The organism is Nocardiopsis lambiniae (assembly GCF_031845465.1).
Lineage (GTDB): Bacteria > Actinomycetota > Actinomycetes > Streptosporangiales > Streptosporangiaceae > Nocardiopsis > Nocardiopsis lambiniae.
The window spans coordinates 142,594-168,103 of the sequence record NZ_JAVREP010000008.1; the positions used below are offsets into that span (position 1 = coordinate 142,594).

At 71.7% G+C, this 25,510-nt stretch carries 19 protein-coding genes; 8 read left to right on the plus strand and 11 right to left on the minus strand.

Annotated features, from left to right (window positions below; translation table 11 throughout):
* Window positions 1–37: 37 nt before the first annotated feature.
* Window positions 38–748 (minus strand): hydrogen peroxide-dependent heme synthase, encoded by a 711-nt coding sequence (gene hemQ / locus RM479_RS14155; RefSeq protein WP_311512201.1) that lies wholly within the window; start codon window positions 746–748, stop codon window positions 38–40.
* Complete coding sequence (hemG, locus tag RM479_RS14160; RefSeq protein ID WP_311512202.1) at window positions 745–2,202, minus strand: protoporphyrinogen oxidase; 1,458 nt, start codon at window positions 2,200–2,202, stop codon at window positions 745–747. The genes hemQ and hemG overlap by 4 nt, the downstream gene beginning before the upstream one ends.
* A 213-nt stretch (window positions 2,203–2,415) precedes the next feature.
* Here hemG and RM479_RS14165 point away from each other — a divergent pair, with 213 nt between their 5' ends.
* Complete coding sequence (locus RM479_RS14165; protein WP_311512203.1) at window positions 2,416–3,549, plus strand: DUF4349 domain-containing protein; 1,134 nt, start codon at window positions 2,416–2,418, stop codon at window positions 3,547–3,549.
* A 70-nt stretch (window positions 3,550–3,619) separates the two neighbouring features.
* Here RM479_RS14165 and hemE read toward each other — a convergent pair whose 3' ends face one another.
* Window positions 3,620–4,645 carry a uroporphyrinogen decarboxylase gene (gene hemE, locus RM479_RS14170; protein ID WP_274811656.1) on the minus strand — a complete coding sequence of 342 codons (1,026 nt, stop codon included), beginning with the start codon at window positions 4,643–4,645 and terminating at the stop codon, window positions 3,620–3,622.
* A gap of 312 nt (window positions 4,646–4,957) precedes the next feature.
* Between hemE and RM479_RS14175 the strand changes: the two genes are divergently transcribed.
* The 5 genes from RM479_RS14175 to RM479_RS14195 all read left to right on the plus strand — a co-directional run bounded on the left by RM479_RS14175 (window position 4,958) and on the right by RM479_RS14195 (window position 11,899).
* Window positions 4,958–5,533: a DUF3000 domain-containing protein gene (locus RM479_RS14175; RefSeq protein ID WP_311512204.1), complete on the plus strand. Its 576-nt coding sequence runs from the start codon at window positions 4,958–4,960 to the stop codon at window positions 5,531–5,533.
* 85 nt (window positions 5,534–5,618) lie between these two features.
* On the plus strand, window positions 5,619–6,881 hold the full coding sequence (locus RM479_RS14180; protein ID WP_311512205.1) for a ribonuclease D: 1,263 nt from the start codon (window positions 5,619–5,621) through the stop codon (window positions 6,879–6,881).
* A 342-nt stretch (window positions 6,882–7,223) separates the two neighbouring features.
* Complete coding sequence (locus RM479_RS14185; protein ID WP_397222195.1) at window positions 7,224–8,141, plus strand: tetratricopeptide repeat protein; 918 nt, start codon at window positions 7,224–7,226, stop codon at window positions 8,139–8,141.
* 468 nt (window positions 8,142–8,609) lie between these two features.
* Entirely contained in the window at window positions 8,610–9,809 is a 1,200-nt protein-coding gene (locus RM479_RS14190) for a thiolase family protein (protein WP_274811591.1), read from the plus strand.
* Window positions 9,806–11,899: a 3-hydroxyacyl-CoA dehydrogenase NAD-binding domain-containing protein gene (locus tag RM479_RS14195; protein ID WP_311512206.1), complete on the plus strand. Its 2,094-nt coding sequence runs from the start codon at window positions 9,806–9,808 to the stop codon at window positions 11,897–11,899. Before RM479_RS14190 ends, RM479_RS14195 begins: the two co-directional genes overlap by 4 nt.
* 74 nt (window positions 11,900–11,973) lie before the next feature.
* Here RM479_RS14195 and RM479_RS14200 read toward each other — a convergent pair whose 3' ends face one another.
* Entirely contained in the window at window positions 11,974–13,065 is a 1,092-nt protein-coding gene (locus tag RM479_RS14200) for an NAD-dependent epimerase/dehydratase family protein (RefSeq protein ID WP_311512207.1), read from the minus strand.
* Between the two features lie 73 nt (window positions 13,066–13,138).
* On the opposite strand from RM479_RS14200, the gene RM479_RS14205 reads away from it, so the two are divergent.
* A complete protein-coding gene (locus tag RM479_RS14205; RefSeq protein WP_311512208.1) occupies window positions 13,139–13,600 on the plus strand; it encodes a MarR family winged helix-turn-helix transcriptional regulator in 462 nt (153 codons plus the stop codon).
* Window positions 13,601–13,651: 51 nt separating this feature from the next.
* Here the strand turns inward: RM479_RS14205 and RM479_RS14210 are convergent, their stop codons facing one another.
* The 7 genes from RM479_RS14210 to RM479_RS14240 form a co-directional block, all read right to left on the minus strand.
* Window positions 13,652–15,880 (minus strand): MMPL family transporter, encoded by a 2,229-nt coding sequence (locus RM479_RS14210; protein WP_311512209.1) that lies wholly within the window; start codon window positions 15,878–15,880, stop codon window positions 13,652–13,654.
* A 20-nt stretch (window positions 15,881–15,900) separates the two neighbouring features.
* Entirely contained in the window at window positions 15,901–17,085 is a 1,185-nt protein-coding gene (locus tag RM479_RS14215) for an alpha/beta hydrolase (RefSeq protein WP_311512210.1), read from the minus strand.
* Entirely contained in the window at window positions 17,082–18,260 is a 1,179-nt protein-coding gene (locus tag RM479_RS14220) for an alpha/beta hydrolase (RefSeq protein WP_311512211.1), read from the minus strand. Before RM479_RS14220 ends, RM479_RS14215 begins: the two co-directional genes overlap by 4 nt.
* Window positions 18,247–20,565: an MMPL family transporter gene (locus RM479_RS14225; RefSeq protein ID WP_311512212.1), complete on the minus strand. Its 2,319-nt coding sequence runs from the start codon at window positions 20,563–20,565 to the stop codon at window positions 18,247–18,249. Before RM479_RS14225 ends, RM479_RS14220 begins: the two co-directional genes overlap by 14 nt.
* A 144-nt stretch (window positions 20,566–20,709) precedes the next feature.
* Entirely contained in the window at window positions 20,710–22,341 is a 1,632-nt protein-coding gene (locus RM479_RS14230; protein ID WP_311512213.1) for an FAD-dependent monooxygenase, read from the minus strand.
* On the minus strand, window positions 22,338–23,009 hold the full coding sequence (locus RM479_RS14235; RefSeq protein WP_311512214.1) for an HAD family hydrolase: 672 nt from the start codon (window positions 23,007–23,009) through the stop codon (window positions 22,338–22,340). Before RM479_RS14235 ends, RM479_RS14230 begins: the two co-directional genes overlap by 4 nt.
* Window positions 23,006–24,049, minus strand: a complete 1,044-nt coding sequence (locus RM479_RS14240) for a ScbA/BarX family gamma-butyrolactone biosynthesis protein (protein WP_311512215.1) — start codon at window positions 24,047–24,049, stop codon at window positions 23,006–23,008. Before RM479_RS14240 ends, RM479_RS14235 begins: the two co-directional genes overlap by 4 nt.
* Window positions 24,050–24,612: 563 nt before the next feature.
* On the opposite strand from RM479_RS14240, the gene RM479_RS14245 reads away from it, so the two are divergent.
* Window positions 24,613–25,419 (plus strand): AfsR/SARP family transcriptional regulator, encoded by an 807-nt coding sequence (locus RM479_RS14245; protein WP_311512216.1) that lies wholly within the window; start codon window positions 24,613–24,615, stop codon window positions 25,417–25,419.
* The last annotated feature ends 91 nt before the right edge of the window (window positions 25,420–25,510 follow it).

The following is a 25,510-nucleotide window of genomic DNA, read 5'->3' on the forward strand; positions in this document are numbered from 1 at the left end:
GAGATCCGCCGGGGCGCCGTTCGCCGTCCGGGGCCGGTTACGGCAGGGACTCGACCAGCTCGGCGACACTCTTGCGACGACCCGTGTAGAACGGGATCTCCTCGCGGGTGTGCAGCCGGGCCTTGGCGCCGCGCAGGTGGCGCATGAGGTCGACGATGCGGTGCAGCTCGTCGGCCTCGAAGGCCAGCAGCCACTCGTAGTCGCTCAGACCGAACGAGGAGACGGTGTTGGCGCGCACGTCCGGGTAGGGGGCGGCCATCCGGCCGTGCTCGGCCAGCATCGCCCGACGCTCGTCGTCGGGCAGCAGGTACCACTCGTAGGAGCGCACGAAGGGGTACACGCAGAGGTTGTCGCGGGGCTCCTCGCCCGCCAGGAACGCCGGTACGTGGCCACGGTTGAACTCGGCGGGCCGGTGCAGGCCCATCACCGACCACACCGGGGTGGCGGCGCGGCCGACCGCGGTGCGGCGGAACGCGGCGTAGACGTCCTGGAGCCGCTCGTGGGTGTCGGCCACCCACCAGAACATGATGTCGGCGTCGGCGCGGAAGCCCTGCACGTCGTAGCCGCCGCGGGTGGTGACGCCCTGCTCGGCCGCCTTGTCGAGCAGGCCCTGGAGTTCGTCCGCGGCGGCGGCCCGGTCGACGCCTTCGAGGGTGTCGACCTTGAAGACCGACCACATGGTGTAGCGGATGAGGGCGTTGAGGTCGGTGCCGTCCTGGCCGGTGGCGTCGTTGTGCTGGCCCGTCACGGGTTGACTCCTTGCTGGTTCGTGCCGTCGGCTCCGTCGCCGCGGCTGGTGTGACTGTCGGTCTGGAGGGCGGAGAGCAGGTCCCGGGCCTGGCGATCCGCGTCGGCGATGCACGCCGGTACGCCCACCCCGCCGTAGGCCGCTCCGCACACCGACAGTCCATGGTGGCGGGCGAGGGCCTCACGGACGCGGGCGACGCGCGCGGTGTGCCCGACCGTGTACTGGGGCAGACCGTCGTCCCAACGGGTCACCCGGGTCTGGGCGGGGCGGCCGATCGGGCCGAGCACCTCGGACAGGTCGGCCACGGCGGTGGCGACGAGCTCCTCGTCGGAGCGGTCCAGGACACCGGTCTCGCCGAAGCGGCCGATGGAGCAGCGCACCATGACCAGGTCCTCGCCGGTCGCGGCGAGCTCCTCGGCGATCCAGGGCCACTTGTTGCTCGAAAAGGTGGCCGCCTTGACGGTGAGGCCGCCCTCCCCCACCGGGACGAGGAAGCCGGTCCCGGTGAGCGGAGCGGGCAGCGCCGACGCCGGAAGGGCCAGGGTGATCAGGGCCATGCTCGCGTACTCGATGCCGCGCAGGTCGCGAGCGGCCTCGGGGACGTGGTCGGCGAGGAGGCGGGCCGCCTCCGGGGCCGGACAGGCCAGCAGGACGGCGGAGGCCTCGACCCGGTCGCCGCCGTCGAGGTGGACGCGCCAGCCCTCGGGGAGGCGTTCCAGGGAGCGGGCACGGGTTCCGGTGCGCAGGTCCTCGCCGTGGCGTTCGGCGAGTTCGCCGGTGAGACCGGCGATGCCGCCGCGCAGGGAGGCGAAGACCGGTCCCGACACGGCCGCGGGGCCACCCAGGGCGTCGTGGACGCCGCGGATCAGGGATCCCCCGTCGCGGGCCATCGCCGCGATCCGCGGCACGGTGGCCTCCAGGGAGAGGAGGTCGGCGTTGCCCGCGTAGACGCCGCCCAGCAGCGGTTCCACGAGGCGCTCGACGACCTCGCGGCCCAGGCGCACCCCGACGTAGGAGGCCACGGGGAGGTCGCCGCGCACCGGGGTGCGCGGGCGCACCAGGTCCAGGGCGGCGCGAGCGGTCCCCAGGGGGGAGAGCACGCCGCTGCGGGCCAGCGCCCGCAGGTCACCGGGGACGCCCATGAGCTGTCCCCGGGGCAGGGGGCGGACGCGACCGCGACTGTAGACGGCGGCCGTGCCGGGACCGGGGTGGACGACGCGGTCGGTCATCCCGAGTTCGGCGATGAGATCGAGCGCCTCGGGGCGGCGCGCCAGCACGGATTCGGCACCGGCGTCGACGTCCACACCCGCCACGGGAGAGGCCCGCAGCTTGCCGCCGGGCGCGTCGGCGGCCTCGATCACGGTCACGGCGGCGCCGAGCCCGGTGAGGCGGTGCGCGGCGGTGAGTCCGGAGACGCCGCCCCCGACCACGACGACGTGCGGTGCTTCAGGCATGTTCCCAGCTTCCCAGATGCCGTGGATCACAGCGTCCCGCCGCCCCCGTTGGCGACCGGGGTCGCGACCCTCCCCCTCCAGGATCGGACATCCGGTACCGGAGGGGCGCCGGGAACGTCCCGTGCCGGCAGAGCCTTTCGACCCGATTCGGACCGTTGTCCGCTCGTTACCAAGGGGCCGAAACGGGTGTGGGGCGGGCCACGTCGAAGGAGCATGATCATCTCAGGTTCGACCCCGGTGCGGCGTTTCGCCGGGGTGATGTGCGCGGGCCTGACGGCCCTCATGGTCACCTCGTGCGGGGCGACCCTCCATTCCTCCGACTCCTCCGCCGGGTCCTCCGCGGAGTACGCCGTCCCGGACGCCGTCGAGGACGGGGGGTTCTCCGAGGAGACGGGCCGGGCCGAGGACGGTGCGGTCGAGCAGGAGGGGGGCGCGTCGGGCATCGACTCCGACGTCGTGATCTCCGACCGCGAGCTCATCCACACCGCCGCACTCACCGTGCGGGTGGACGACGTCCCCGAGGCCTCCGAGCGCGCCAAGGAGCTGACCCTGGCCGCCGACGGCTACGTCTCCTCGGAGTCGCTGTCCACGCCCAAGGGCGGCACTCCCGAGGCGTACCTGACGCTGCGCATCCCCCACGACGACTACGAGGGCGCGCTGGAGGAGCTGGCGGACCTGGGCGACCGGTCCGACCTCGACCGATCGGTGCAGGACGTCACCGAGGAGGTCGCCGACGTCGAGAGCCGCATCGAGTCGTCCGAGACGGCCCTGGAGACCCTGCGCGGGTACCTGGAGGAGGCCGAGAACGTCGACGACCTGCTGCGGGTCGAGCGGGAGGTCCAGGACCGCCAGGCGGAGCTGGAGGCGCTCCAGGCGCGGCGGAAGACCCTGGAGAACGAGATCTCGTACTCGACGGTCCACCTCGTGTTGATGCCGCCGCAGACCTACATCGAGGAGCCCTCCGAGGAGAGCATCGGGTTCCTGGGCGGCCTGGAGCGCGGTTGGCTGGCGCTGGTCTCGGTCTTCGAGGGGTTCGCCGTGGCGCTGGGCTGGCTGCTGCCGTTCCTCGCCGTCCTGGCCGTGCCGGTGACCGCGCTGGCGTGGTGGCTGCGCTCCCGTGTCCGGCGCCGCCGGGCCGCCGCGCCGGCCCCGCACCCGTACCCGGGGGTACCGGTCCACACCGGCGCCGGGGGCCCCGGGACCGCGGGGGCCGACGGGACGCCCGCTCCGGAAGGGGGCGCCGTCACGCCCGGGCGCGAGGGGACGACCGAGGCCGCCGGGACCGGCGAGGCGTCCGAGGACGGCCGGGACACCGACACGGACGGGCCGACGGCCGCCGAACGCTGACACCGTGACGCCGACGGCGCCCGCCCCCCACCGGGGGCCGGGCGCCGTCGGCGATCAGGGGAGGCGCGGGTCAGACCGCGGTCTCCTCGTGGACGAACGCGGTGAGGCGCTGGAGCATGTCCGGGTCGGTCTCCGGAAGCACGCCGTGGCCCAGGTTGAAGATGTGGCCGTCGGCGGTCCGGCCCCGGGACAGGATGTCGCGGGTGCGCTCGGCCACGACCTCCCAGGGGGCGAACAGGGTGGCCGGGTCCAGGTTGCCCTGAAGGGCCGTGCCCGGCTGAACCCGCTGGACGGCCTTGTCCAGGGGCACCCGCCAGTCCACGCCCACCACGTCGGCCCCGGCCTCGCTGAGCAGGCCGAGCAGCTCACCGGTGCCCACGCCGAAGTGGATGCGGGGCACCTCGTACTCGCTGAGCTGGCCGAAGATCCACGAGGTGTAGGGCAGCACGGAGGCGCGGTAGTCCTCGGCGCCGAGCGCGCCGACCCAGGAGTCGAACAGCTGGATCGCGCTGGCGCCCGCTTCGATCTGGGTGCGCAGGAAACCGAGCGTGATGGCGGAGAGCCGGCGCATCAGCTCGTCCCACAGTTCGGGCTCGCCGTACATGAGCGCCTTGGTGTGCTCATGGTTCTTGGAGGGCCCGCCCTCGATGAGGTAGGAGGCCAGCGTGAACGGGGCGCCCGCGAAGCCGATGAGCGGCCTGTCGCCGAGCTCTCCGGTGAGCATGCCCACGGCCTCGGTCACGTACGACAGGTCGTCGGGCTCGATGTCCCGCAGCCGCTTGACGCCGTCGGCGTCGCGGATCGGGTCGGCCACCACGGGGCCGACACCGGGTTTGATGTCCAGGTCGATGCCGATGGCCTTGAGCGGAACGACGATGTCGCTGAAGAAGATGGCGGCGTCGACGTCGTACCGGCGGACCGGTTGCATCGTGATCTCGGTGATCATGTCGGGACGGGCGCAGGCCTCCAGCATCGGCACGTCGGCGCGGACCCGTCGGTACTCGGGCAGGGAGCGCCCGGCCTGGCGCATGAACCACACCGGGGTGTGGGACACGGGCAGGCGCCGGCAGGCGCGAAGGAATGGAGATTCTTGCAGCGTCACCCTCCGATCGTGCCATGCCCCGCCCGGTGCTCTCACGCGGATGGCGGGATCCGGCCCTCCCGGGCCCCGGCCCGGGAGGGCCCACAAAGGCGCACAAAGGCTCGCAAGGGCGCCGTCCGGTGGCGGAGCGGTCCCAAGATCATCACAAAACCCCGACACGCCGGGGGATCTACGACCACGGGGCCGTGACTCGTGCCACGGTCGGTTCCGTGCCCACCCTCCTGCCCGCGATGGGGAGAGCCGTCCCCTTCCGAGCGACACCCCGCCAGCGCGCGATCACACACAATGAAGGCTGACGTTTCCACCATGCCCGATGTCGGTAGCGCCGCGGATGCCGGCGAAACGTTCCGACGAGCGATCGAAGCCCTGAACAGCCCTTCCCTCAGGTCCGAGATCACCGTCCGGGAGATCCCCGCCCCGGCCCGTCTGGCCCCCCATACCGCCGCCGTGTCGGCGCAGGTCACCGTACACGGCGAAGAGATCGCCTGGGGGCGCCTCATCGTCCTGTACGACCCCGAGGGGACCCGGGAGTGGCCCGGGCCCTTCAGGGTCGTCTGTCAGATCAACTCCGAGTTGGAGTCCGATATCGCCACCGACCCGCTGCTCGGGCGGGTCGCCTGGAGCTGGCTGACCGACGCCCTGACCGCGTGCGGGGCCTCCCACCACACGTTGAGCGGCACGGTCACCCGTGCCACCACCGAGGGGTTCGGTACCAAGGCCGGCGAGGGGTCGACGACGGAGGTGGAGATGCGCGCCTCGTGGACCCCGGAGGAGGACGACCTGCTCCCGCACAGCGCGGCCTGGCAGACCCTGTTGGCGGCTGCCGCGGGGCTGCCGCCCGCCGATGTCGTCGACATCGCACGACAGCGTTCACGGCCCTGAGGTGCCCGGCCCGCACGGGTCCGGAGACCTCGTTCGTGACCGGACCGAATCCGCGTACGGTGTCGGCAGCGCATAACGTAGTGGTGTGGCGAACGCGTTGAACTCGAAGACAGAACCCCGCGATCCAGGTGACGACGACGCCGAGAAGGCGCCCCTGTTGCGGGAACCGCGCGAAGGCCTGCCGGAGGTCACCTCCGACGGTGACGCCCTGGCCGGAGTGATCTCCGCCCTCGCCGCCGGCAGCGGACCGATCGCGGTCGATGCCGAGCGCGCGTCGGGGTACCGCTACGGGCAACGCGCCTACCTGGTCCAGCTGCGCCGGGAGGGGGCGGGGTCGGCGTTGATCGACCCGATCGCCTGCCCGGACCTGAGCGGGCTGGACGACGCCGTGCGGGACACCGAGGTGGTGCTGCACGCGGCCCACCAGGACCTGCCGTGCCTGACCGAGGTCAACCTGCGACCGCGCCGGTTGTTCGACACCGAGCTGGCCGGCAGGCTGCTGGGCTACCAGCGCGTGGGGCTGGGTTTCATGGTGGAGCGGATGCTCAACGTGCGCCTGGCCAAGGAGCACTCGGCCGTCGACTGGTCGCAGCGTCCCCTGCCCGAGGACTGGTTGCGGTACGCGGCGTTGGACGTGGAGATCCTCATCGAGCTCCGGGACGCCCTGGAGGTGGAACTGGAGGAGGCGGGGAAACTGGAGTGGGCCCGGGAGGAGTTCTCCTCGGTGTTGGCCGCCCCGCCCAAGGAGCCGCGTCCGGATCCGTGGCGTCGCACCTCGGGCATCCACCGGGTGCGCAACCAGCGTTCCCTGGCCGCCGTGCGGGAGCTGTGGTACGAGCGCGACCGCATCGCGCAGGAGCGGGACATCTCGCCCGGGCGGGTGCTGCCGGACGCGGCGATCGTGGAGGCCGCGGCGACCATGCCGCGCACCGCGACCGACCTGACCAGGATCCGCCAGTTCGGGATCAAGCTGGCGCGGCGGTACGTGAGCACGTGGATGCAGGCGATCGACCGGGTCCGGGAGTTGGAGCAGTCGGACCTGCCCCGCCCCAACGCCCCCGGAGACGGCCCGCCGCCGGTCAACCGGTGGGCCGACCGCGCACCCGAGGCGGCGCGCCGGCTGGAGGCGGCACGGGCGACGGTGACGGGCATCGCGGAGGACGTGGTGATGCCGACCGAGAACCTGCTGTTGCCCGACACCGTGCGAAGGCTGGCGTGGGCGCCGCCCGCGACGGTGGACCCGGACTCCATCGGGGTGTTCCTGCGCGAGCGCGGGGCCCGGGAGTGGCAGATCGGGCTGACCGCGGAACCCCTGGCGACGTCCCTGAAATCAGCAGAAGAAGAGTAAACCTTTACCCACTTCAAACGTCCCGAATCCCATGTGTCCGAAGTCACTATACATTCAGGGGTCGAACCGCCTGTTCCATCACCTCGTGTCCGATTAAGTTATGGAAACGTGCCCTGGAACTTCCAGGTTCCGTGACCTCTTGACGGGTGAGAGGGAACATTGCCACGGTGTGGGTGCACACCGGGAGCACCGGTGGTCCGATCCGGGGTGCGACAAGGATGCGATCAGGGAAATAGGGTGAGTCTGCTGTCGTTCTGGCGTTCGTTGCTGGGCGGAACCGGGCGGGCGCGCGTGAACCGGGCGCGTGCCGCCGACGAGGTCGTCCCCTCGCTCGACGAGTCCGTGCCCGAGACACCCGACCGGGTCGTGGTGGAACCCTCCGTTCCCCTCCCTTCGCGGGTCCCGGCCACGGCGGGCGTGATGAGCGATCCGAACCCCGTGGCGGCGCTCGCGCCGGCGTTCGACCCCTCCCCTCCCGCGTCCACCGCGGGGATGCGCGCGGCCTCGCTGGAGCGCACCCTGCGGTCCCTCGTGGAGCGGCTGGGCACCGAGCACCCCGACACCATCACCGCCCGCAACAACCTGGCGACCAAGTACGCGCAGATGGGCCGCCGCCAGGCCGCCGTGCAGCAGTTCGAACTGACGCTGGCCGAGGCCATCGCGGTCTTCGGCACCGAGCACCCCCGGACCGAGATCATCCGCGAGAACCTGGCCTGGGCCTATGAGGACGCCGGGCGACCCGCCGACGCCGCCTCGCAGTGGGAGGTCCTGCTGCGCGACCGGGAGGGCGCCTTCGGCCCCTCCGACGAGGACACCGTGGAGGCGCGCACCCGGCTGGCCGTGTGCTACCGGCGCAGCGGCCGGCTGGACGCGGCCATGGCCCACTACGAGCGGGCGCTGGAGGACGTGACCGGCGCGGAGCGCTGCGAGGACCTGCGGCTGGGGCTGAGCGCGGCGCAGAGCATGTCGGGCCGCTACGACGACGCCGTCCGCCAGTTGCGCATGGTGCTGTCCGCCCGACGCCGTCGGATCGGCAAGGGTCACCTGGACACCCTGACCGTGCACCACCGGCTAGGCCGCGCCTACACCCAGGCGGGCCGCACGGAGGAGGCCGTGGAGACGCTGCGCGAGGCCTACCGGTCCGCGCTCAACTCCTCGGGCGACCCCGAGGTGCGCCGGCTGACCCTGCGGCTGCGCCGCGACCTGGCGGGCGCCTACAGCGCGGCGGGCCGGCACCGCGAGGCCGACGCGCTGTTCTGACCGGTCGTCGGCCTCCGGGCCTTCGATCCCACCGCACCGTCCGCCGCTCCGGGCCGGGACCCCTCGGGTCCCGGCCCGGAGGCGTGCCGTGCGCCCGTACCGCGCGGTGCGGGCGAGCCGGGGCGACGGGCGAGGAGGCGCGCCGAAGGGCGGGAGTCGCGGGAGCCGCCGGGGCGGGACGCGCCCCGGACGCCGACGCCCGACCAGCGAGGACCGCGCCCTCCCCCGCCCCGGGCGGCGTCCGTTACATACTCGAACCCTCCCCGGTGTCCGCCGGGGCGGGAGCGCTTCGCGTTCGAGCACGTCGCACCGGTGGTGACGCCCACCGGGGACCGGGGACGGCGGCGAGGGCCGACACCCCCGGGACATCCGCGCGACAACGCCGGGCCCGGCGCTCGCACAATTTGTTACTGACGAGTAGCATGGGCTTGACAGTCCATCCCACGCTTTGGAGAAGGAGGGGCCATCGTGCCGCGAACCGCCCGCGATGTCGTATTCGTCGACGGGGTCCGTACCCCGTTCGGCAAGTCAGGCAAGGGCCTCTACGCCGAGACGCGCGCCGACGACATGGTCGTCCGCGTCATTCGCGAACTGATGCGCCGCAACCCGGATCTGCCCCCGGAGCGCATCGACGAGGTGGCCATCGCCGCCACCACCCAGATCGGCGATCAGGGCCTGACCATCGGGCGTACCGCCGCGATCCTGGCCGGGCTGCCGCGCAGCGTCCCCGGCTACGCCATCGACCGCATGTGCGCCGGCGCGCTCACCGCCGTGACCACCTCCGGCGCGGGCATCGCCTTCGGCGCCTACGACGTGGTCATCGCCGGCGGCGTCGAGCACATGGGCCGGCACCCCATGGGCGAGGGCGTCGACCCCAACCCCCGCTTCCTCTCCGAGAAGCTGGTCGACCCGACCGCGCTGGTCATGGGCAACACCGCCGAGAACCTGCACGACCGGTACCCCTCCATCACCAAGGAGCGCGCCGACGCCTACGCGGTGCGCAGCCAGGAGAAGGTCGCCAAGGCCTACGCCGACGGCAAGATCCAGCCCGACCTGGTCGAGGTCGTGGTCCGCTCCCTGGAGCAGGGTTACGGTCTGGCCACCAAGGACGAGCCGCCGCGGCCGGGCACCACCATGGAGTCCCTCGCCGGCCTCAAGACCCCCTTCCGCGCGCACGGCAACGTGACCCCCGGTAACGCCGCGGGGCTCAACGACGGTGCCACCGGCGCCATCCTGGCCGCCGAGGAGGTCGCGCGGGAGCTGGGCCTGAGCGCCAGGATGCGCCTGGTCGACTTCTCCTTCGCCGGTGTCGAGCCCGAGGTCATGGGTGTCGGCCCGGTCCCGGCCACCGAGAAGCTGCTGGCCCGTCAGGGCATCTCGATGGACGAGATCGGCCTCATCGAGATCAACGAGGCCTTCGCCGTCCAGGTGCTCGCCTTCCTGGAGCACTTCGGCATCGCCGACGACGACGCCCGCGTCAACCCGTGGGGCGGCGCGATCGCGCTGGGCCACCCGCTGGCCTCCTCCGGCGTGCGTCTGATGATGCAGCTCGCGCGCCAGTTCGCCGAGCGTCCCGACGTCCGCTACGGCATCACCACCATGTGCGTCGGTATGGGCATGGGCGGCACCGTGCTCTGGGAGAACACCAACTACGAGGGGGGCAAGTGAGCACCGCGATCGACGAGGCGCGCGAGCTGTTCAAGGACGAGGTCGTCACCAAGGCGATCTCCCGGGACATCGAACTCCCCTACGGTGCCGGCACCGCCGTCCTGATCACCCTGGACAACGGGCACGACCACACCCGGCCCAACACCTTCGGCCCCGGCGGCCTGCTCAGCCTGGACGCCGCGATCGAGGCGGCCCGCGGTCGCAAGGACATCGTGGCGCTGGCGGTGACCGGCAAGCCGTTCATCTTCGCCGTCGGCGCCGACCTGAGCGGTGTCCCGGCCCTCCAGAACCGCGATCAGGCACTGGCCATCGGCAAGCTGGGACACGACGTGTTCCGCAAGCTCGGCGAGCTGGACGTACCGACCTTCGCACTGGTCAACGGCGCGGCCATGGGCGGCGGTGTCGAGGTGGCCCTGCACTGCACCTACCGCACCATCTCCTCGGGCGTCCCGGCGCTGGCCCTGCCCGAGACCTTCCTGGGCCTGGTGCCCGGCTGGGGCGGCACCTACCTCCTGCCGAACCTGATCGGCGCGGAGAAGGCCCTCAAGGTCATCATCGAGAACCCGCTGGCCCAGAACAAGATGCTCAAGGGCGCGCAGGCGTTCGAGCTGGGCATCGCCGACGCGATGTTCGAGCCCGCCGACTTCGTCGAGGAGTCGCTGCGCTGGGTGGCCAAGGTCGTCAAGGGCGACGTCACCGTCGAGCGCCCCGAGGTCGACAAGGGCGAGGCCTGGGACAACGCGGTCAACATGGCCCGGTTCGTCGTCGAGGGCAAGCTGCACGGCGCCGCCCCGGCCCCGGCCCGCGCCGTCGAGCTGGTCGCCGAGGCCAGGACGCGCACCCGTGACGAGGCCTTCGCCGCCGAGGACGAGGCGCTGGCCGACCTCATCATGAGCCCCGAGCTCAAGGCGGGGCTGTACGCCTTCGACCTCGTGCAGAAGCGCGCCAAGCGGCCCGCCGGCGCACCGGACAAGTCGCTGGCCCGCAAGGTCACCAAGGTCGGCGTCGTCGGTGCCGGTCTGATGGCCGGTCAGCTGGCCCTGCTGTTCGCCCGCCGCCTGGACGTGCCGGTCGTCATGACCGACCTGGACCAGGACCGTCTGGACAAGGGCGTCGCCTACGTCCACGGCGAGGTCGACAAGCTCCTGAAGAAGGGGCGCGTCAACCAGGACAAGGCCAACCACCTCAAGGCCCTGGTCACGGGTTCGCTGACCAAGGACGCCTTCGCGGACGCCGACTTCGTCATCGAGGCCGTGTTCGAGAGGATGGAGGTCAAGCAGCAGGTGTTCGCCGAGGTGGAGGCCGTGGTCTCCCCCGAGGCGATCCTCGCCACCAACACCTCCTCGCTGTCCATCACCGAGATGGCCTCGAAGCTGGAGCACCCCGAGCGGGTCGTCGGCTTCCACTTCTTCAACCCCGTCGCCGTCCTGCCGCTGCTGGAGATCGTCCGCGGCGAGAAGACCGACGAGGTCGCCCTGGCCACGGCGTTCGCCACGGCCAAGAAGCTGAAGAAGACCGCCGTCCTGTGCAAGGACGCCCCGGCGTTCGTGGTCAACCGCCTGCTCACCCTGTTCATGGGCGAGGTCCTGGGCGCGGTGTCCGAGGGCACCGAGCCCGAGACCGCCGACCGCGCGGTGGCCCCGCTGGGTCTGCCGATGTCGCCTCTCATGCTGCTCCAGCTGGTCGGCCCGGCCGTCGCGCTGCACGTGTCGGAGACCCTGCACGAGGCGTTCCCGGAGCGGTTCGCGGTCTCCCCCGAGCTGGCCGAGGTCGTCAAGGCGGGCAAGACCGCGATCTTCGCGCCCGACTTCAGCATCGACCCCGAGGTCAAGAAGCTGCTCGTGGGCGGTGACGAGCCCTCCGCCGAGAGCGAGATCCTGGACCGGGCGCTGCGCGCGCTGGCCAAGGAGATCCGGATCATGTTGGACGAGGGTGTCGTGGCCGAGGCCGCCGACATCGACCTGTGCCTGATCACGGGTGCCGGCTGGCCGTTCCACACCGGTGGCATCACCCCCTACCTGGACAAGGTCGGGGTGTCCGAGGCCGTCAACGGCAAGCCCTTCCACGAGGGTGACCCGAAGGCCGTCTGACCACGTGGGACCATCGTCCGACACGGCCCGGGCCCGGCATCCCTCACGGGGTGCCGGGCCCGTTCCGTGGGGGGTCAGCGGGCGGACCCGGCCCGTATCGGACCGGTGGGCAGCATGCCGTGGCCCCGATACCAGGAGCCCATGGCGGTGATGGTCTCGGCGACGGAGCGGAACCCCACCCCGAGTTCGTCGCGGGCCAGGTCGGAGCTGATGTTGCGGGTGTCCCCCTCACGCAGGACCCGCACGCCCTCACGGGTGGCGGTGGGTTCCCCCCCGCTCAGCCGGGCCTGGAGTTCCATGAGCGCGGCGGCGGCCGTGGCCAGACCGGCGGGGACCGCCCGGGGCGGGCGGACCCCGGTCTCCGCGGCGATCGTTTCGGTCAGCGCGGGCAGCGAGCGCTTCTCCCCCGCCACCACGTAGCGCTCGGAGGAGCCCACCCTGGCCGCGGCGACGCAGGCGTGGGCCACGTCGCGGGCGTCCACCACGTAGTTGGACAGACGCGGAACGGCCCGGACCGTCCCCTTGGCCACATCGAGGAAGAGCCGGCCGGAGGAGGTCGGTCCGGCGTCCCCGGGACCCCACATCCATCCGGGCAGTACCGTGGTGACCCGGGTGGAACCGGTCCGGCCCGAGCGGACCATCGCGGCGACCGCACGGTCGGCGCGCACCTTGCTGGTGGGATAGGAATCCGACACGGTCGGACGCGCGTACCTCTCCGGAGGCGGGGTGGACTCGTCGGCCGGGCGTTCGGGGCCGCGCAGGGCGAGGGTGTTGATGGACCCCGTGTGCACGAACACGGGGGTCCCCGCCGCGGCCACGGCGCTCAGGACCAGCTCGGTCCCGTGCACGTTGATCTTCTCCAGGGGCTCGGTGAGTGTGGGGTCCTGGAAGTACTCGCGGAAGTAGGCCGCGGTGTGGAAGACCTCGTCCACCCCGGCCAGGTGCGACCGGTAGGTGTCGGGTGCGGTGATGTCCCCGGGGACCAGCCGCAGCCGAGGGTGGTCGGGCAGCAGCCGGCGGGCCCGGTCGACGTCCCGGACCAGGGCGACGACCTCCTGGTCGAGGTCGAGGAGGAACCGGACGATGTTGCCGCCGAGGAGGCCGGTGGCCCCGGTCACCAGGGACCTCTCCCGGTCCGGGAGTCGTGTCGCGTCGGTGTCCGCCATGGTGTCACATCCCAACTATCGTATAATTTTAATATAATCTTTTTCGGTGATTAATTTTTGAGGGTGAGCGGGCATGGAGAACGCGTCGGGGTGGGACACCCCCCTGTGGCAGACGACCGGCTTCCGATTGATCAAACTGGGTGAGCTGGTCCAGGCGGTCACCGCCGACATCTTCGACCCGCAGGAGATCTCCTCCCGGCAGTTCCACGTACTGGCCGCGGCGGAGGCGATGTCCGAGCCCTCGCAGAAGGAGCTGAGCCGTTCGCTGGGCGTGGATCCGAACGTGATGGTCGGTCTGATCGACGACCTGGAGTCGCAGGGGCTGGCCGTGCGCACGCGCAATCCGAAGGATCGGCGACGCTACATCGTGACGCCCACACCCGAGGCGTCGCTGCTGTTGCGGAAGGCCCGTGAGGCGATCGCCCTCGCCGAGGAGGAGTTCTTCTCCTCGCTCTCCAGGCAGGAGGTCCGGACCCTGCACGAGCTCTCGGGCCGACTGCTCGACGCGCACCCCCGGGTCACCAAGTTCGAGTGAACCGGACGGGAGCCGCCGGGGATCGGGACGGACGATCCCCGGCGGAACGCGCTACTCGGAGATCCCGAACCGGGCGTGCAGCCGCTTGAGCGGCGCCGGCGCCCACCAGTTGGCGTCACCCGCCAGACGCATGAACACCGGGACGAGCACACCGCGGATGAGGGTCGCGTCCACCAGGATCACCACCGCCATCCCGATCGCCAGCATCATCAGGTAGAGCACGTCGGAGACCGCGTAGGTCGCGAACGAGGCGGCCAGGATGACCGCGGCCGCCGTGACGAGCGGCCCGCTGCGCTGGAGGCCGGCCGCGACGGCCCGGGTGTTGTCCCCGGTCAGGTCGTACTCCTCCTTGATCCGGGACATCATGAACACCTCGTAGTCCATGGAGAGACCGAACGCGATGCAGAACATCAGGATCGGGAAGGTCGTCTCCAGGGTCCCGTTGGCGGTGAACCCGAGCAGCCCGGACAGGTTGCCCTCCTGGAAGATCCACACCATCACGCCGAACATCACCGCGAGGCTGAGCACGTTGAGGACGATCGCCTTGGCGGGCAGCAGCAGGCTCCCGGTCATGAAGAACAACAGGACGAAGGTGATGGCCAGGATGAGACCGAACACCAGGGGCACCTGGCCCAGCAGCGCGCCGCGGAAGTCGGTGAGGTCGGCCGGGTAACCGCCGATCTCGGCCTCCGCCGGCGCCGGCACGTCCCGGATGCGCTCGATCAGGTCCTCCGCGTCGCCGAGGGCCGCCGCGTCGGGCACCGCGGAGAACCACGTCGCCTCCTCCGAGCCGAACCTCTCCCGGGCGTCCGGCTCCGCCTCGGCCACCTGCTCGCCGTCCACGAACCGGCCGGTGAGGGCGTCGACCTGGTAGACGCCCTCGACCCGGGACAGGTCGGCGGCGTAGGCGGTGATGGCGTCCGACGCGGCGTCCGTGCCGGGCAGGTCCGCGATCACCTGGACGGCGTCCATCTCCTCCTGGGCGAAACCGGTCTCGATCTGGTCCTGCACGTCACGGCTGGAATTGCCCTGGGGCAGCACGCGGGCGTCGGGCAGGCCGAAGTTCAGCCCGAGCGCGGGAGCGGCCAGCACCAGGACGACGAGCAGGGCGGGCAGACCCCACAGCACGGGGCGGCGCATCATCCGCAGGGCGGTGTCGTGCCACCAGCCGCGGTCGGGGTCGGGTTCGCGCTTGGGCCGGACACGGTGCCCGATCCGCGCCAGCGCGGCGGGCAGGATGACCAGGGACGCGAACACCGAGGTCACCACGGTGCCCATACCGGCGTAGGCGAAGGACTGGAGGAACGGGAAGGGGAAGAGCATCAGGCACGACAGCGCGACGGCGACGGTCAGGCCGCTGAAGGCGACGGTGCGCCCGGCCTTGGCCACCGCGATCGCCACGGCCTCGGGGACCTCCCGGCCGCGGGCCAGTTCCTCCCGGAAGCGGTTGATGACGAACAGGCTGTAGTCGACGCCCAGTCCCACGCCCATCACCAGGGTGAGGTTGGCGGCGAAGGTGGACACGTCGGTGATGTAGGTGACCCCGCGCAGCAGGGCCAGCGTGGTGATCACCGAGAACAGCCCCATGCCCAGGGTGAGGGCGGCCACCGAGAACCGGCGGTAGATGATGAACAGGAGCACGAACACCAGGGGGAAGATGATCGCCTCGGCCAACAGGAAGTCGGCCTGGGCCTGGAGGGCCGCCTGGCGGAAGATCTCGTCCCCGCCGCCGACCTCCACCCGCATGACGTCGTCCTCGCGGGTGAAGTCCGGGGAGATCTCGCCCAGCGCGGTCCGCGCCTCGGTGACGCTCCCCTCCATGCGCACGGTGATGAGCGCCTGGGAGCCGTCCTCGGAACGCATCGCCGGGGAGTCGCCGCGCCCCCAGTAGGAGGCGGTCTCGGCGACGCCCTCCCGGGAGGCCAGTTCGTCCTCCAGGGCAGTGGCGGCCTGGATCACGGCGGGATCGTCGACGTCACCGCCCTGGGCGGTGACCAGGAGCAGGAAGTGGTGCTTGCCGGTGGCGAAGCCCTCCTCCAGACGCTGTTCCACCAGCGCGGACTCCGAGCCGGGGCTCTCGAACCGGCTGAGCAGCAGTCGGTCCATCGTGCCCGCGGCCAGGACCAGGCCGATCAGCGTGAGGACGATGCCGAGCGTGATGAACCGTCCCGGACGCCGGGCCAGTGTCTCTCCGAGACGGGCCAGCAGGGGCGGGCGGTCCGGGGGCCCGCCGTGGCTTTCGGCGCCCGGGGGTGGCGCGGTGGTCGATGAGGTCGCCATGGTGTTCTCGCCTTCCAGGGTCAAGACGTGGGGGCGTGCCGTTCCATCCATTCGGCAGCCGTGTCGTACAGGAGTTCCGCGCCGGCGTCGATGGTGACGAAGTGGCCGGCGTCGGCAAGGGTGGTCTCGGTGACGTCGGGGCTGGAGGTGAAGAGGCCCGGATAGCCCTCGACCCCCTGGCGCAGCACGTCGTGGGCACCGAAGACCAGGTGGACGGGAACGTCGATCTCCCCGACCAGGTCGAGGTCGTAGAGGATCGCCATGGGCTCGGAGACCATGACCCCGCAGGGGTTGCGGCCCCACAGCCCTTCGATCTCGGCGACGACGGCGGGGTCGGCGTGGGGGCCGAGTCCTCCCTCGACGAAGTCCTCCAGGGTGGGGTCGAAGTACACGTGGCCCCGCGGGTCACCGGGATCGGTGTGCTCCTCCCCGCCCTCCAGGCAGGTGCGGTAGGCGGTGAGGAAGCGGCGGTTGGTGTCGTCGGTGATGCCGACGGCCGCCCAGCCGGTGAGGAACAGGCCGTCCACACCGCCGAAGGAGACCGCGACGCTCTCGGCGACCAGGGCGCCGCTGGAGTGACCGCCCATGACGACGGTGTCGAAGGCCACCGGGTCGTCGCCCCGGACCTCGTAGTCCCCCGCGCGCAACCGCTCCACCACCTGGTGGGCGATGTCGGCGTGGGCACCGCTGCAACTGGCGAACCCCTCGGGGATGTCGCTGGAGCCGTAGCCGAGGCGGTCGATGGTGATCGAGGCGTGTCCGCGCTCGGCGAGCTCGTCGACGTAGTTGCGGCCCTCGACGTCCAGTCGCCAGATCCACTCACCGGTGTTGGTGCCGTGGATCAGCAGGGCGACGGAGGGCGAGTCCGCGGCCAGGACCGCCTCCGGCGCGGTCAGGTGACCGCGGACGGTGTACTCCTCACCGTCCGCGGAGCACCGTCCGCGGGTGCGGTTGACGTTGTCGACCGTGAACTCCACCTCCAGGTCCACGACCCCCGGCGGGGTCTCGGCCGGCCTCTCGGCGGCGGGGTCGATCGCGGTGGGGGTGGTGGCCGCGGGCCGCTCCGGGACGGTGGGGACCGTCCGGGCGGCGGCCGTGGTGACCGTGGCGGCCGTGGTGATCAGGAGCGCGACCGCCACGGCCGCGACCCGGACGGGGCGCCCGCGTCGGAGCGCGCGGTTCGGGGGTGTGCCGGTGGTGTTCACCGTTGTCCCTCCAGCCAGTCGGCCAGGGCCGCGCGCAGGTCGGCCGCCCCGGGTTCGAGGACGAGATAGTGACCCGCGTCGGGCACGGTGACGGTCTCGGTGTCCGGTGCCCCGCTGAAGAGCGCGACGTGGTCGGCCCCGTCGGCGACGCGGGTGTCGTCGTCGGCGAAGGCGAACAGGACGGGCACCTCGACGCCGTGGAGATGGCGGGTGTCGGTGGACAGCGCCTCGACCTGGGTGCCCAGGTCACCGCAGGGTGTGCGGTCCTGGAGGCCGGCGGCGAGGGAGGCCACCGGGGTCGAGGGATCATGGAAGTTCGCCCGGGTGTAGGAGGTGCGACCCACGTCGACGTAGGCGTACCCGGCCGGGGCGGTGTCCTCGGCCCCGGGCGGGCCCGCCCCGGCGTCGGCGGGCACGCCGCCCTGCATGCAGGAGGCCAGGCCACCGAAGAAACGGGCGTTGGCCCGGTCGGTCAGACCGGTGCCGCTCCAGCCCAGGAGCACCAGGGCGTCGGGGGCTCCGGGGCCGTCGAACGAGTAGGCGGTGATCTGGGCGATCTGGGCGCCGCTGTGGTGCCCGGCCAGGGTGACGTGGTCGAAGGCGGGCGGGTGGTCGGGGCCGCTCTCGGAGTCCTCGACGGTGTAGTCGCCCTCGCGAACGCGTTCGATGACCTGGGCGGTCATGTCGGCCTGCGAGCCCAGGCACATCGACATGCCGTCCGGCCGGTCCCCGGCCCCGTAGCCGAGCCGGTCCAGGGTCAGGGAGACCCGGCCCAGCAGCGCCATCTCCTCGGTGTGGTGGAACCCGGGTTCGTCCAACCGCCAGAACCACTCCCCCGCGGCCTGTCCGTGCTGGTAGACGGTGACGGCGAGGTCGTCGTCCGGGTCCGTCAGCATCCCGGCCGGGCCGGTGAGGTGACCGTTCAGGGTGTACTCCTCGCCGTCGCTGTTGCAGGGCAACCGCGAGTCGTTGCGGTTGACGACGGTGAAGCGCACCGGGACGTCGACGATGTCGGCGGCGGCCATGCGCTCGGCGGTGGCCCGCGCGCGTTCCTCGGCCGTGGGTTCGGGTGCGGCGGCGGGTCCGTTCTCCTCGGAGGGGAGCAGTATCAGGGCGGCGGCGGTCAGGACGACGGCCGCGCCCGCGGCGATCAGGGTGTTCCTAGTCCCGGGCACGGGCCACCTCAGCGTTCTCTCGGACGGGTTCGGCGTCGCGTTCCGCCACCGGGGGCGGGACCACCGGTGACGGCCCGGCGGGGACGCGGGCGGGGTCGGCCGCGTTCTCACCGAGGGTCGCGTCGAAGGCCCGGTGGAAGCGGCGCAGCGGGCCGGGCGCCCACCAGGTGGCACGGCCGGTCATGCGCAGGACCGAGGGCACCAGGAGGCAGCGCACGATGGTGGCGTCGGCGATGACGGCCAGGGCCACGCCCCAGCCGAGCATCATCGTGTTGGTCACCCGCGAGGCGCCGATGACGATGAGGACGACCGCCAGGGCGACGGCGGCGGCGGTGATGACGCCGCCGGTGCGCCGCAGGCCGAGTTCGACGGCCGCGCGGTGATCGCCCGTGCGGTCGTACTCCTCGCGCATCCTGGCCAGGAGGAAGACCCCGTAGTCCATGGACAGCCCGAAGGCGATGCAGAACATGAGCACGGGCAGGGCGGTGTCGATGAACCCGGTCGGGGTGAAGCCGAGCGGCCCGGAGAGGTTGCCGTCCTGGAAGACCCAGACGACGGCGCCGAACATCGCGGTGAGGCTGAGCGCGTTGAACAGCACCGACAGCACGGGCAGGAGCACACTGCCGGTGAGCAGGTAGACCAGGACGAGCATGCCGGCGACGACGACGGTCAGGGCGAGCGGGACGCGCTCGGCGATGGCCTCCTGGGCGTCCACGACGGCGGCGGCCTGGCCGGCGACCGAGACCTCCAGGGGGGTGTCGACCGCGCGGATGTCGCGGACCAGGTTCTGGCTCTCGGGTGAGATGTCCTCGACCTCGGCGTCCGGCAGGACCTGGATGTAGGCCAGGTCCTCGGATTCGCGCAGGGCGTCCACGGGGGTGCGTTCACGCAGGTGGACGCCGTCGATGTGGACGCCCAGGGGGGAACGGACCTCCTCGACGCGGTCCAGGCGCGAGAGGGCGCCGACGTAGTCGTCCAGCAGTTCGGTGTCGGTGTCCTCCGGGGCCTCGTGGACGAGCACGTCCACGGCACCGGTGGCGGTGGAGCCGAAGTCGGTCCGAATGGTGTCCATGACCTCCCGGGACTCCACCCCGGCGGGCAGTTGGCGGTCGTCGGCCATGCCGAACTCGACCCGGAGGAAGGGCAGTCCGGCCACGATCAGGAGGGTGAGGGCGACCAGGGCGAACACGGGGGCGCGCCCCATGACGGTCCGGGTGAGCCGGCCCCAGCGCCGGTCGGCGGCCTCCTCCGGGGAGAGGGCGGAGCCTCGGCGCAGCAGGCGGCGCGGGTCCAGCGCGTTGACGCGCGGGCCCAGCAGGGTGAGCACGGCGGGCAGGACGACCAGGGAGGTCAGCGCCGCCAGCAGCACCACCGTCACACCGGAGTAGGCGAAGGAGCGCAGGAAGTAGAGGGGGAAGAACAGCATCGCGATCAGGGCGGCGGAGATGGCCAGGGCGGAGAAGACGACGGTGCGTCCCGCGGTGCGCACGGTGGTGAGCGTGGCGGCGGCCGGTTCGGCCCCGGACGCGAGTTCGGCCCGGAACCTGCGGACCATGAGCAGGGCGTAGTCGATCGACAGGCCCAGGCCGAGCGCGATGGTGAGGTTCTGCGCGAAGACCGACACGTCGGTGAATCCGGCGATCGCCCACAGCACCGCGTTGGTGCCGATGATGGAGACCACCCCGACCAGCAGGGGCAGGGTCGCCGAGACGACGCTGCCGTAGACCCACACCAGGATGAGCAGGGTCAGGGGCAGGGCGATCATCTCCGACCGGATCAGGTCCTCGGCGATGGTGGCCTCGATGTCGTTGAGGACGGCGGTCTGGCCGCCGACGCCGACGGTGAGGGGCCCGTGGTCGCCGCCGTAGCGTTCGGCGAGGTCGGCCACGGCCTCCCCGGCCTCGGCCTCGGTGCCGGAGACGTGCGCGGCGATGAGCGCGCGCGTGCCGTCGTCGGACTTCAGCTCGTCGGAACCGGTCTGCCAGTAGGAGGTGACGCCGGCGACGGCGTCCTCGTAGGCCAGTCCTTCGGCCAGTCCCAGTCCGCGGGCGGCGACCTCGCGGTCGTCCACGCCCTCCTCGGCCGTCACCAACAGGAGGAGGTTGGGCCTGCCGTCGGGGAAGTGGTCCTCCAGGATCTCCGCCGCCAGGGCCGACTCCGAGGACGGGTCCTCGGTGCCCTGGCCCGCCCGGAGGCGGTCGGCGACACCGGAGCCCAGGATCACCGCGCCGATCACCGCCAGGAACGCGATCGCCAGGACCCACCAGGGCCTGCGCGTGGTGAGGCCGGTCAACGCGTCGAGCATCGTGTCACCCCCGTTCGTCGTGCGCGGGCGGGACCGCCGGTGGCGGCCGGAGATCTCCGGCCGCCACCACGGGTGCCGTCGCCGTCACAGTACCGTATAAACATGCGACGATCATCAACCTAAACGATAGGGTTCATATATCATTTACTTGAGGGACCGTTCGGCGTCGGGCAACAGGGTCGCTCCGAGGAACACCCCCGGTCGCCAACGCGCGTCCAGGGGGGCGACCGAGGCGACGACCGCGTCGGGCCGAACGTGGATCACCCACTCGGCGCCCTCCCCTCCTCTCCCGGACAGCAGGGCGACGTCGTGATCGCCCACCGCCTCCACCGCCGACGGGGCGAGCAGGAGCACGTCCACGTCCTCGGGGAGGCGCCCGCGCAGCTCGGCCGCCGCCTCCCGCGCCCGCGACGAGCCGCCGCCCACCACCAGCGCGTGCCGCCCGGAGGCGAGGTAGGCGTGCAGGCTGGTCGCGTCGGTCCCCTGGAGCGGGGACAGCGGGGCGTCGCCGATGCGCCGTCCCGGAAGGGCACCGCCCACCGCGTCGCGGGCCCGCCAGCCGGCGGGCGGCGCGACCACGGCCGGGCTCTCGGTCAGATCCGGGGAGATCTGCGCCAACTGCGGCACCAGACGCTTCTCCAGCAGCCCCGACGCCGACAGGACGCGCATCAGGGTGTCGCGCACCAACCTGGCCAGAGGGGAGCGGGCCATCCAGGTACGGGTCTGCCGGTCGGCGCTGCGCACCACCGTGCGGGCGATCGGACGACGCTCCAGCGGATAGCTGTCCAGCAGCGTCTCCGGAGCCCCGCGCAGGACCGCGGCGAGCTTCCAGGCCAGGTCGAACCCGTCCTGGATGCCCGTGTTGAGGCCCTGACCGCCGGCCGGACTGTGCAGGTGGGCGGCGTCCCCGGCGATGAGCACCCGGCCGCGCCGGAACTCGCGCGCCACCCGGGCGTGGACCCGGAACCGGCTGCGCCACCACACGGTGTCCACACGCAGTCCACGGGGACCGCGCTCGGCCAGCAGCCGGGCGATGAGCGCGTCGTCGGGCGGCGCGGTCTCCCCGTCCGGAGCGATGTCGAAGAAGACCCGGTGGCCGCCGCCGGGCAGCGGCACGACCACGAGCACCCCGTCGGGGGTCAGGTGGTACTGGGCCTCCCGGACCGGGGTCGGGCCGCTCACCACACCGTCCGCCAGGAGGAACACGCGGTCGTAGGTGTCGCCCTCGAAGGGCACCCCCAGTGCTTCGCGCACCACGCTGCGGCTGCCGTCGGCGGCCACCACCCAGGGAACGACGACCTCTTCCCGGGTATGGGCATCGCCGTCGGGGCCGAGGACCACCCGCACCCCCTCCCCGTCCTCGGTCGGTTCCGCCGTGTGGACCCGGGTGGACCACTCGACGGACCCGCCGAGGGCGAGCAGGCGATCGTAGAGCGCCTGCTCCGTTCCGGGCTGGGGCAGGCAGATCGGGCCCGGGAACGCGGTGTCGCCCAGCCCGCCGAAGCGGACCCCGCCGATGCGCCTGCCCCTGGAGAAGTAGGAGGCCGACTCCAACGGCAGGGACCGGTCGACCACCTCTTGGGACACGCCCAACCTGCGCAGGACCTCCAGCGCCCCGCTCCACAGGATGAGGGCCTTGGGCTCCTCGGCCACCCCCGCACGGCGTTCGACCACGCGGCAGGGGACCCCGTTCTGTAGGAGCGTGCAGGCGGCGGCCAGCCCCGTGGGGCCGGCGCCGACCACGAGCACCGGGGGGTGCGGGCCCGGCGCGCTCATCGCGGAGCCTCCGCGGCCCGTGCCGGTCGGCCGGCGCCGTCGAGCAGTTCCGTGATCTCGGCGATCGCCTGGGCGTTGTCCTGGAAACGGACGGTGGCCATGCCCAGCTCGGCGGCCGGCTTGAGGTTGGCCTCCAGGTCGTCCACGAACAGGCAGCGGTCGGGGGTGAGGCCGAGCCGGGCCAGGAGTCGCTCGTAGATCTCGGTGTCGGGCTTGCGGACCCCCTCGTGCGCGGAGTTGACCACGACCTCGAAGAGTTCGTCGGCGGGCACGGTGGCCCGCCACAGTTCCTCCCACTCCAGGACGTTGTTGGTGAGCAGGGCCAGCCGGTAGCCCTCCATGTTCAGGTCGCGCAGAAAGTCGGCGAACCCGTGGTTGCCGGTGCGACCGGCGAACCACAGTTCGCCGAAGGTGCGGTCCTCGGGCAAGGTCCATCCCCCTTCGGGCAGCTCGGCGGTGATCTGGGCGACGAGGTCCGCCTCGGTGATGGCCCCGACCTCCAGTAGCGCCATCGGGTCGGCGCCGCCCTTGGCCGCGGCGGCACCGATGGCGGTGAGGATGGCGTCGGCGCTCAGGCCCGCCGTCCGGGCGAAGTGCTCCAAGGTCTCGTGGAGCGGGTTGGTGAGCACGCCGCCGTAGTCGCACACGACGGCCTCGATACGGGTCACACCCACTGGGCCACCTCGATCCGGAAGGAGCTGTTGGTCGTTCCCTGCTGGTTGACGCGGACGTCGACGCCGACGACCGGACCGAACCGCTCGTCGGAGCGGAAGGGCGCGATGTCGGCCTCCAGGGTGGAGGGGAGGTCGTTCTCGCAGAAGGACGAGAACGACGCCTCCACCGAGACCGGGACCAGGGTCGCCGGGTCCAGGCCCTCGGAGCGGGCCACGCCGGCCACGGCCACCTGGCGAGCGGCCTCGATGAGGAGGTTGCCGGGCAGGTGGTCGAGCGGGTGGTCGAACAGGTGGGGGTGACTGTGGTCGGGGACCACGGTGGCCCGCCAGCTCTCGTCACCCCGCTGGACGGGGTCGGTGATGACCACGTTGCGCGGGTCGCGGCGACCCACCACGAAGGGCTGGGCCGGGATCGCCCGGGGCGCCGCGGCGGCGCTCCAGTCCAGGGACTCACGGCCCTTGGTGCGCAGCGCCTGGTAGGCCTGACGGCTCAGGAAGATGAGCGCGCCGGTGGCCTGGGCCACCTCGGTCCCGTTGAGGAGGACCGCGCCTCGGAAGTCGTAGCCGCGCAGTCTGCCCGCCTGGTTGCGGTACAGGTCGGCCTCGGTGGTGACCATGAGGCGGGCGGGTTCGGCGCCCTGGCGCAGCCCGTCGAGGTCGCCGATGTGCAGCGACATGCGGTGCATGATGAACGCCCGGTCCATGGGGACGTCGAGGTGCCGGTGGGAGATGAGCACGCCGGTCTGGCGGCACGCCTCCAGGATGAGCGGCAGATCGTAGGTGGGGGTCTCCAGCATGACGTGGCCGCGGGGCAGCTGGGCGGCGACGTCGAAGGTGTTCTCGCCGGTCTGCCGGGAGTCGGTGACGAACACCTCCGAGACGGCCTTGCGGTGGACCAGCCCGCGGGGAACGGTCGCGTCGTAGTCGAGTTCGCGGATCACGGTGTTCTCGGGATCCAGGTCGGCCAGGGCCCGCTGTGCGGAGTCCGTCACCTCGGCCACGGCACTCGGGGCGTCTGCGGTCGTGCGGTTCATGTCTTCCCTTTCGTTCGCGTTCTCCTCGGGGGGTGTTCCGCCGAGGGACAACGGGGTTCGGAACGGTGAGGAGAGCGGTCCCCCGTGACGGGGACGGGCGGGGAACGGCCCGTCCCCGTACAAGAACCGAGTATCGAGAGGGGGCCTGAAGACGACCTGGAACCCGACCTGAAGGCCAATTGTGAAGAAAATTCATTTTTGGCTCCGCACGCGGCGTTCACATGCGAAGATGCGCGTGCAATTGATCCCTAACGCAGATGATCAAGGCTTTGTGACTATCGACACAAGGTACGACTTGAGCCCTGTCGCCTCCGGTCCTCGTCTGCGAAAGCTCCCGACTCGACGTCGGAGTGGAGCCGATCCACTACATAAAGCCATGATCTGCGTGTTTATGATCGCCTTACCGCATCCGAGCGACATGGACCCGTCGGGACGGGGCGGGACTCCGTACCCCTCAGAGCGAATCGGTCGGAACCGGAACCGGGGCGATGTCGGGAGAAGCCGGAGTGCACGGAACGTGGGAGACATCGATAACGCAAGACAACGGCCGGAAGGATTCCGGAATGATCAGAACACGGCGGACGGCACCGACGACCGTCTCGGTCCTGGGAGAGCTGGAGGTGAGCGGGGATCACGGCCCTCTGCCCCTGGGCGCACCCCGACAGCGCGCGGTGCTCGCGGCACTGGTGCTCAACGGCGATCGCCCCTTGACCACGCAGCGCGTCATCACGATGGTCTGGGGTTCGAACCCGCCGGCCTACGCGGTCAACCTGGTCCACAAGTACATGTCGGGCCTGCGCCGCGCCCTGGTCGACCTGCCCCCGCACAAGCGGGTCGACATCGAGAGCGGACCGTCGGGATACCGGCTCGTGGCACCGGTCGGCCAGGTGGACCTGGTGCTGTTCCAGACCTGGATCGACGCCGCGCGCGACCTGCGCGCACGCGGTGACGGCGAACGGGCCGCCGAGTTGTTCGGCCGGGCGCTGGACCTGTGGCGCGGCCCCCTGCTCGGGGAGCTCTCCGGCCCCGCCTTCGACGAGGAACGCGAGTTCATGGAGACCGTTCGACTGGCGGTGCTGGAGGAGTACGCCACCGTCGCCATCGAGGTCGGACGCCAGGCCGACGTGATGGAATCACTGCGCGAGGCGCTGCGCCGCCACCCCCTGGAGGAGAACCTGGCCAGGCTTCTGATCCTGGCCCTGTACAGCGAGGGACGCACGGCCGAGGCCGTCCGTGTGTACCAACGCCTGACCTCGCACATGCTGGGCGAACTCAACGTGCCGCCCCGCCCCGAACTGCACGATCTCTACCAGATCATCCGACGCCACGGGCCGATCCCCACCGGGAGACGGCTCCAGCGCATCCCCTGACCCCCTCCTCACCGATGCCGCCGCGCACCGGTGACCCTGCCGTGGCGCGTCACAGGTCCCGCCGGAGAGAACCTCACGGCGGGACCGTCTC

Excerpts from the sequence above, each read along its gene's own strand:
- hemG (WP_311512202.1), bottom strand. The coding sequence starts at position 2,202 with ATGCCTGAAGCACCGCACGTCGTCGTGGTCGGGGGCGGCGTCTCCGGA.
- RM479_RS14165 (WP_311512203.1), top strand. The coding sequence starts at position 2,416 with ATGATCATCTCAGGTTCGACCCCGGTGCGGCGTTTCGCCGGGGTGATG.
- RM479_RS14175 (WP_311512204.1), top strand. The coding sequence starts at position 4,958 with ATGCCCGATGTCGGTAGCGCCGCGGATGCCGGCGAAACGTTCCGACGA.
- RM479_RS14200 (WP_311512207.1), bottom strand. The coding sequence starts at position 13,065 with ATGGCGGACACCGACGCGACACGACTCCCGGACCGGGAGAGGTCCCTG.
- RM479_RS14205 (WP_311512208.1), top strand. The coding sequence starts at position 13,139 with ATGGAGAACGCGTCGGGGTGGGACACCCCCCTGTGGCAGACGACCGGC.
- RM479_RS14210 (WP_311512209.1), bottom strand. The coding sequence starts at position 15,880 with ATGGCGACCTCATCGACCACCGCGCCACCCCCGGGCGCCGAAAGCCAC.
- RM479_RS14225 (WP_311512212.1), bottom strand. The coding sequence starts at position 20,565 with ATGCTCGACGCGTTGACCGGCCTCACCACGCGCAGGCCCTGGTGGGTC.
- RM479_RS14230 (WP_311512213.1), bottom strand. The coding sequence starts at position 22,341 with ATGAGCGCGCCGGGCCCGCACCCCCCGGTGCTCGTGGTCGGCGCCGGC.
- RM479_RS14240 (WP_311512215.1), bottom strand. The coding sequence starts at position 24,049 with ATGAACCGCACGACCGCAGACGCCCCGAGTGCCGTGGCCGAGGTGACG.
- RM479_RS14245 (WP_311512216.1), top strand. The coding sequence starts at position 24,613 with ATGATCAGAACACGGCGGACGGCACCGACGACCGTCTCGGTCCTGGGA.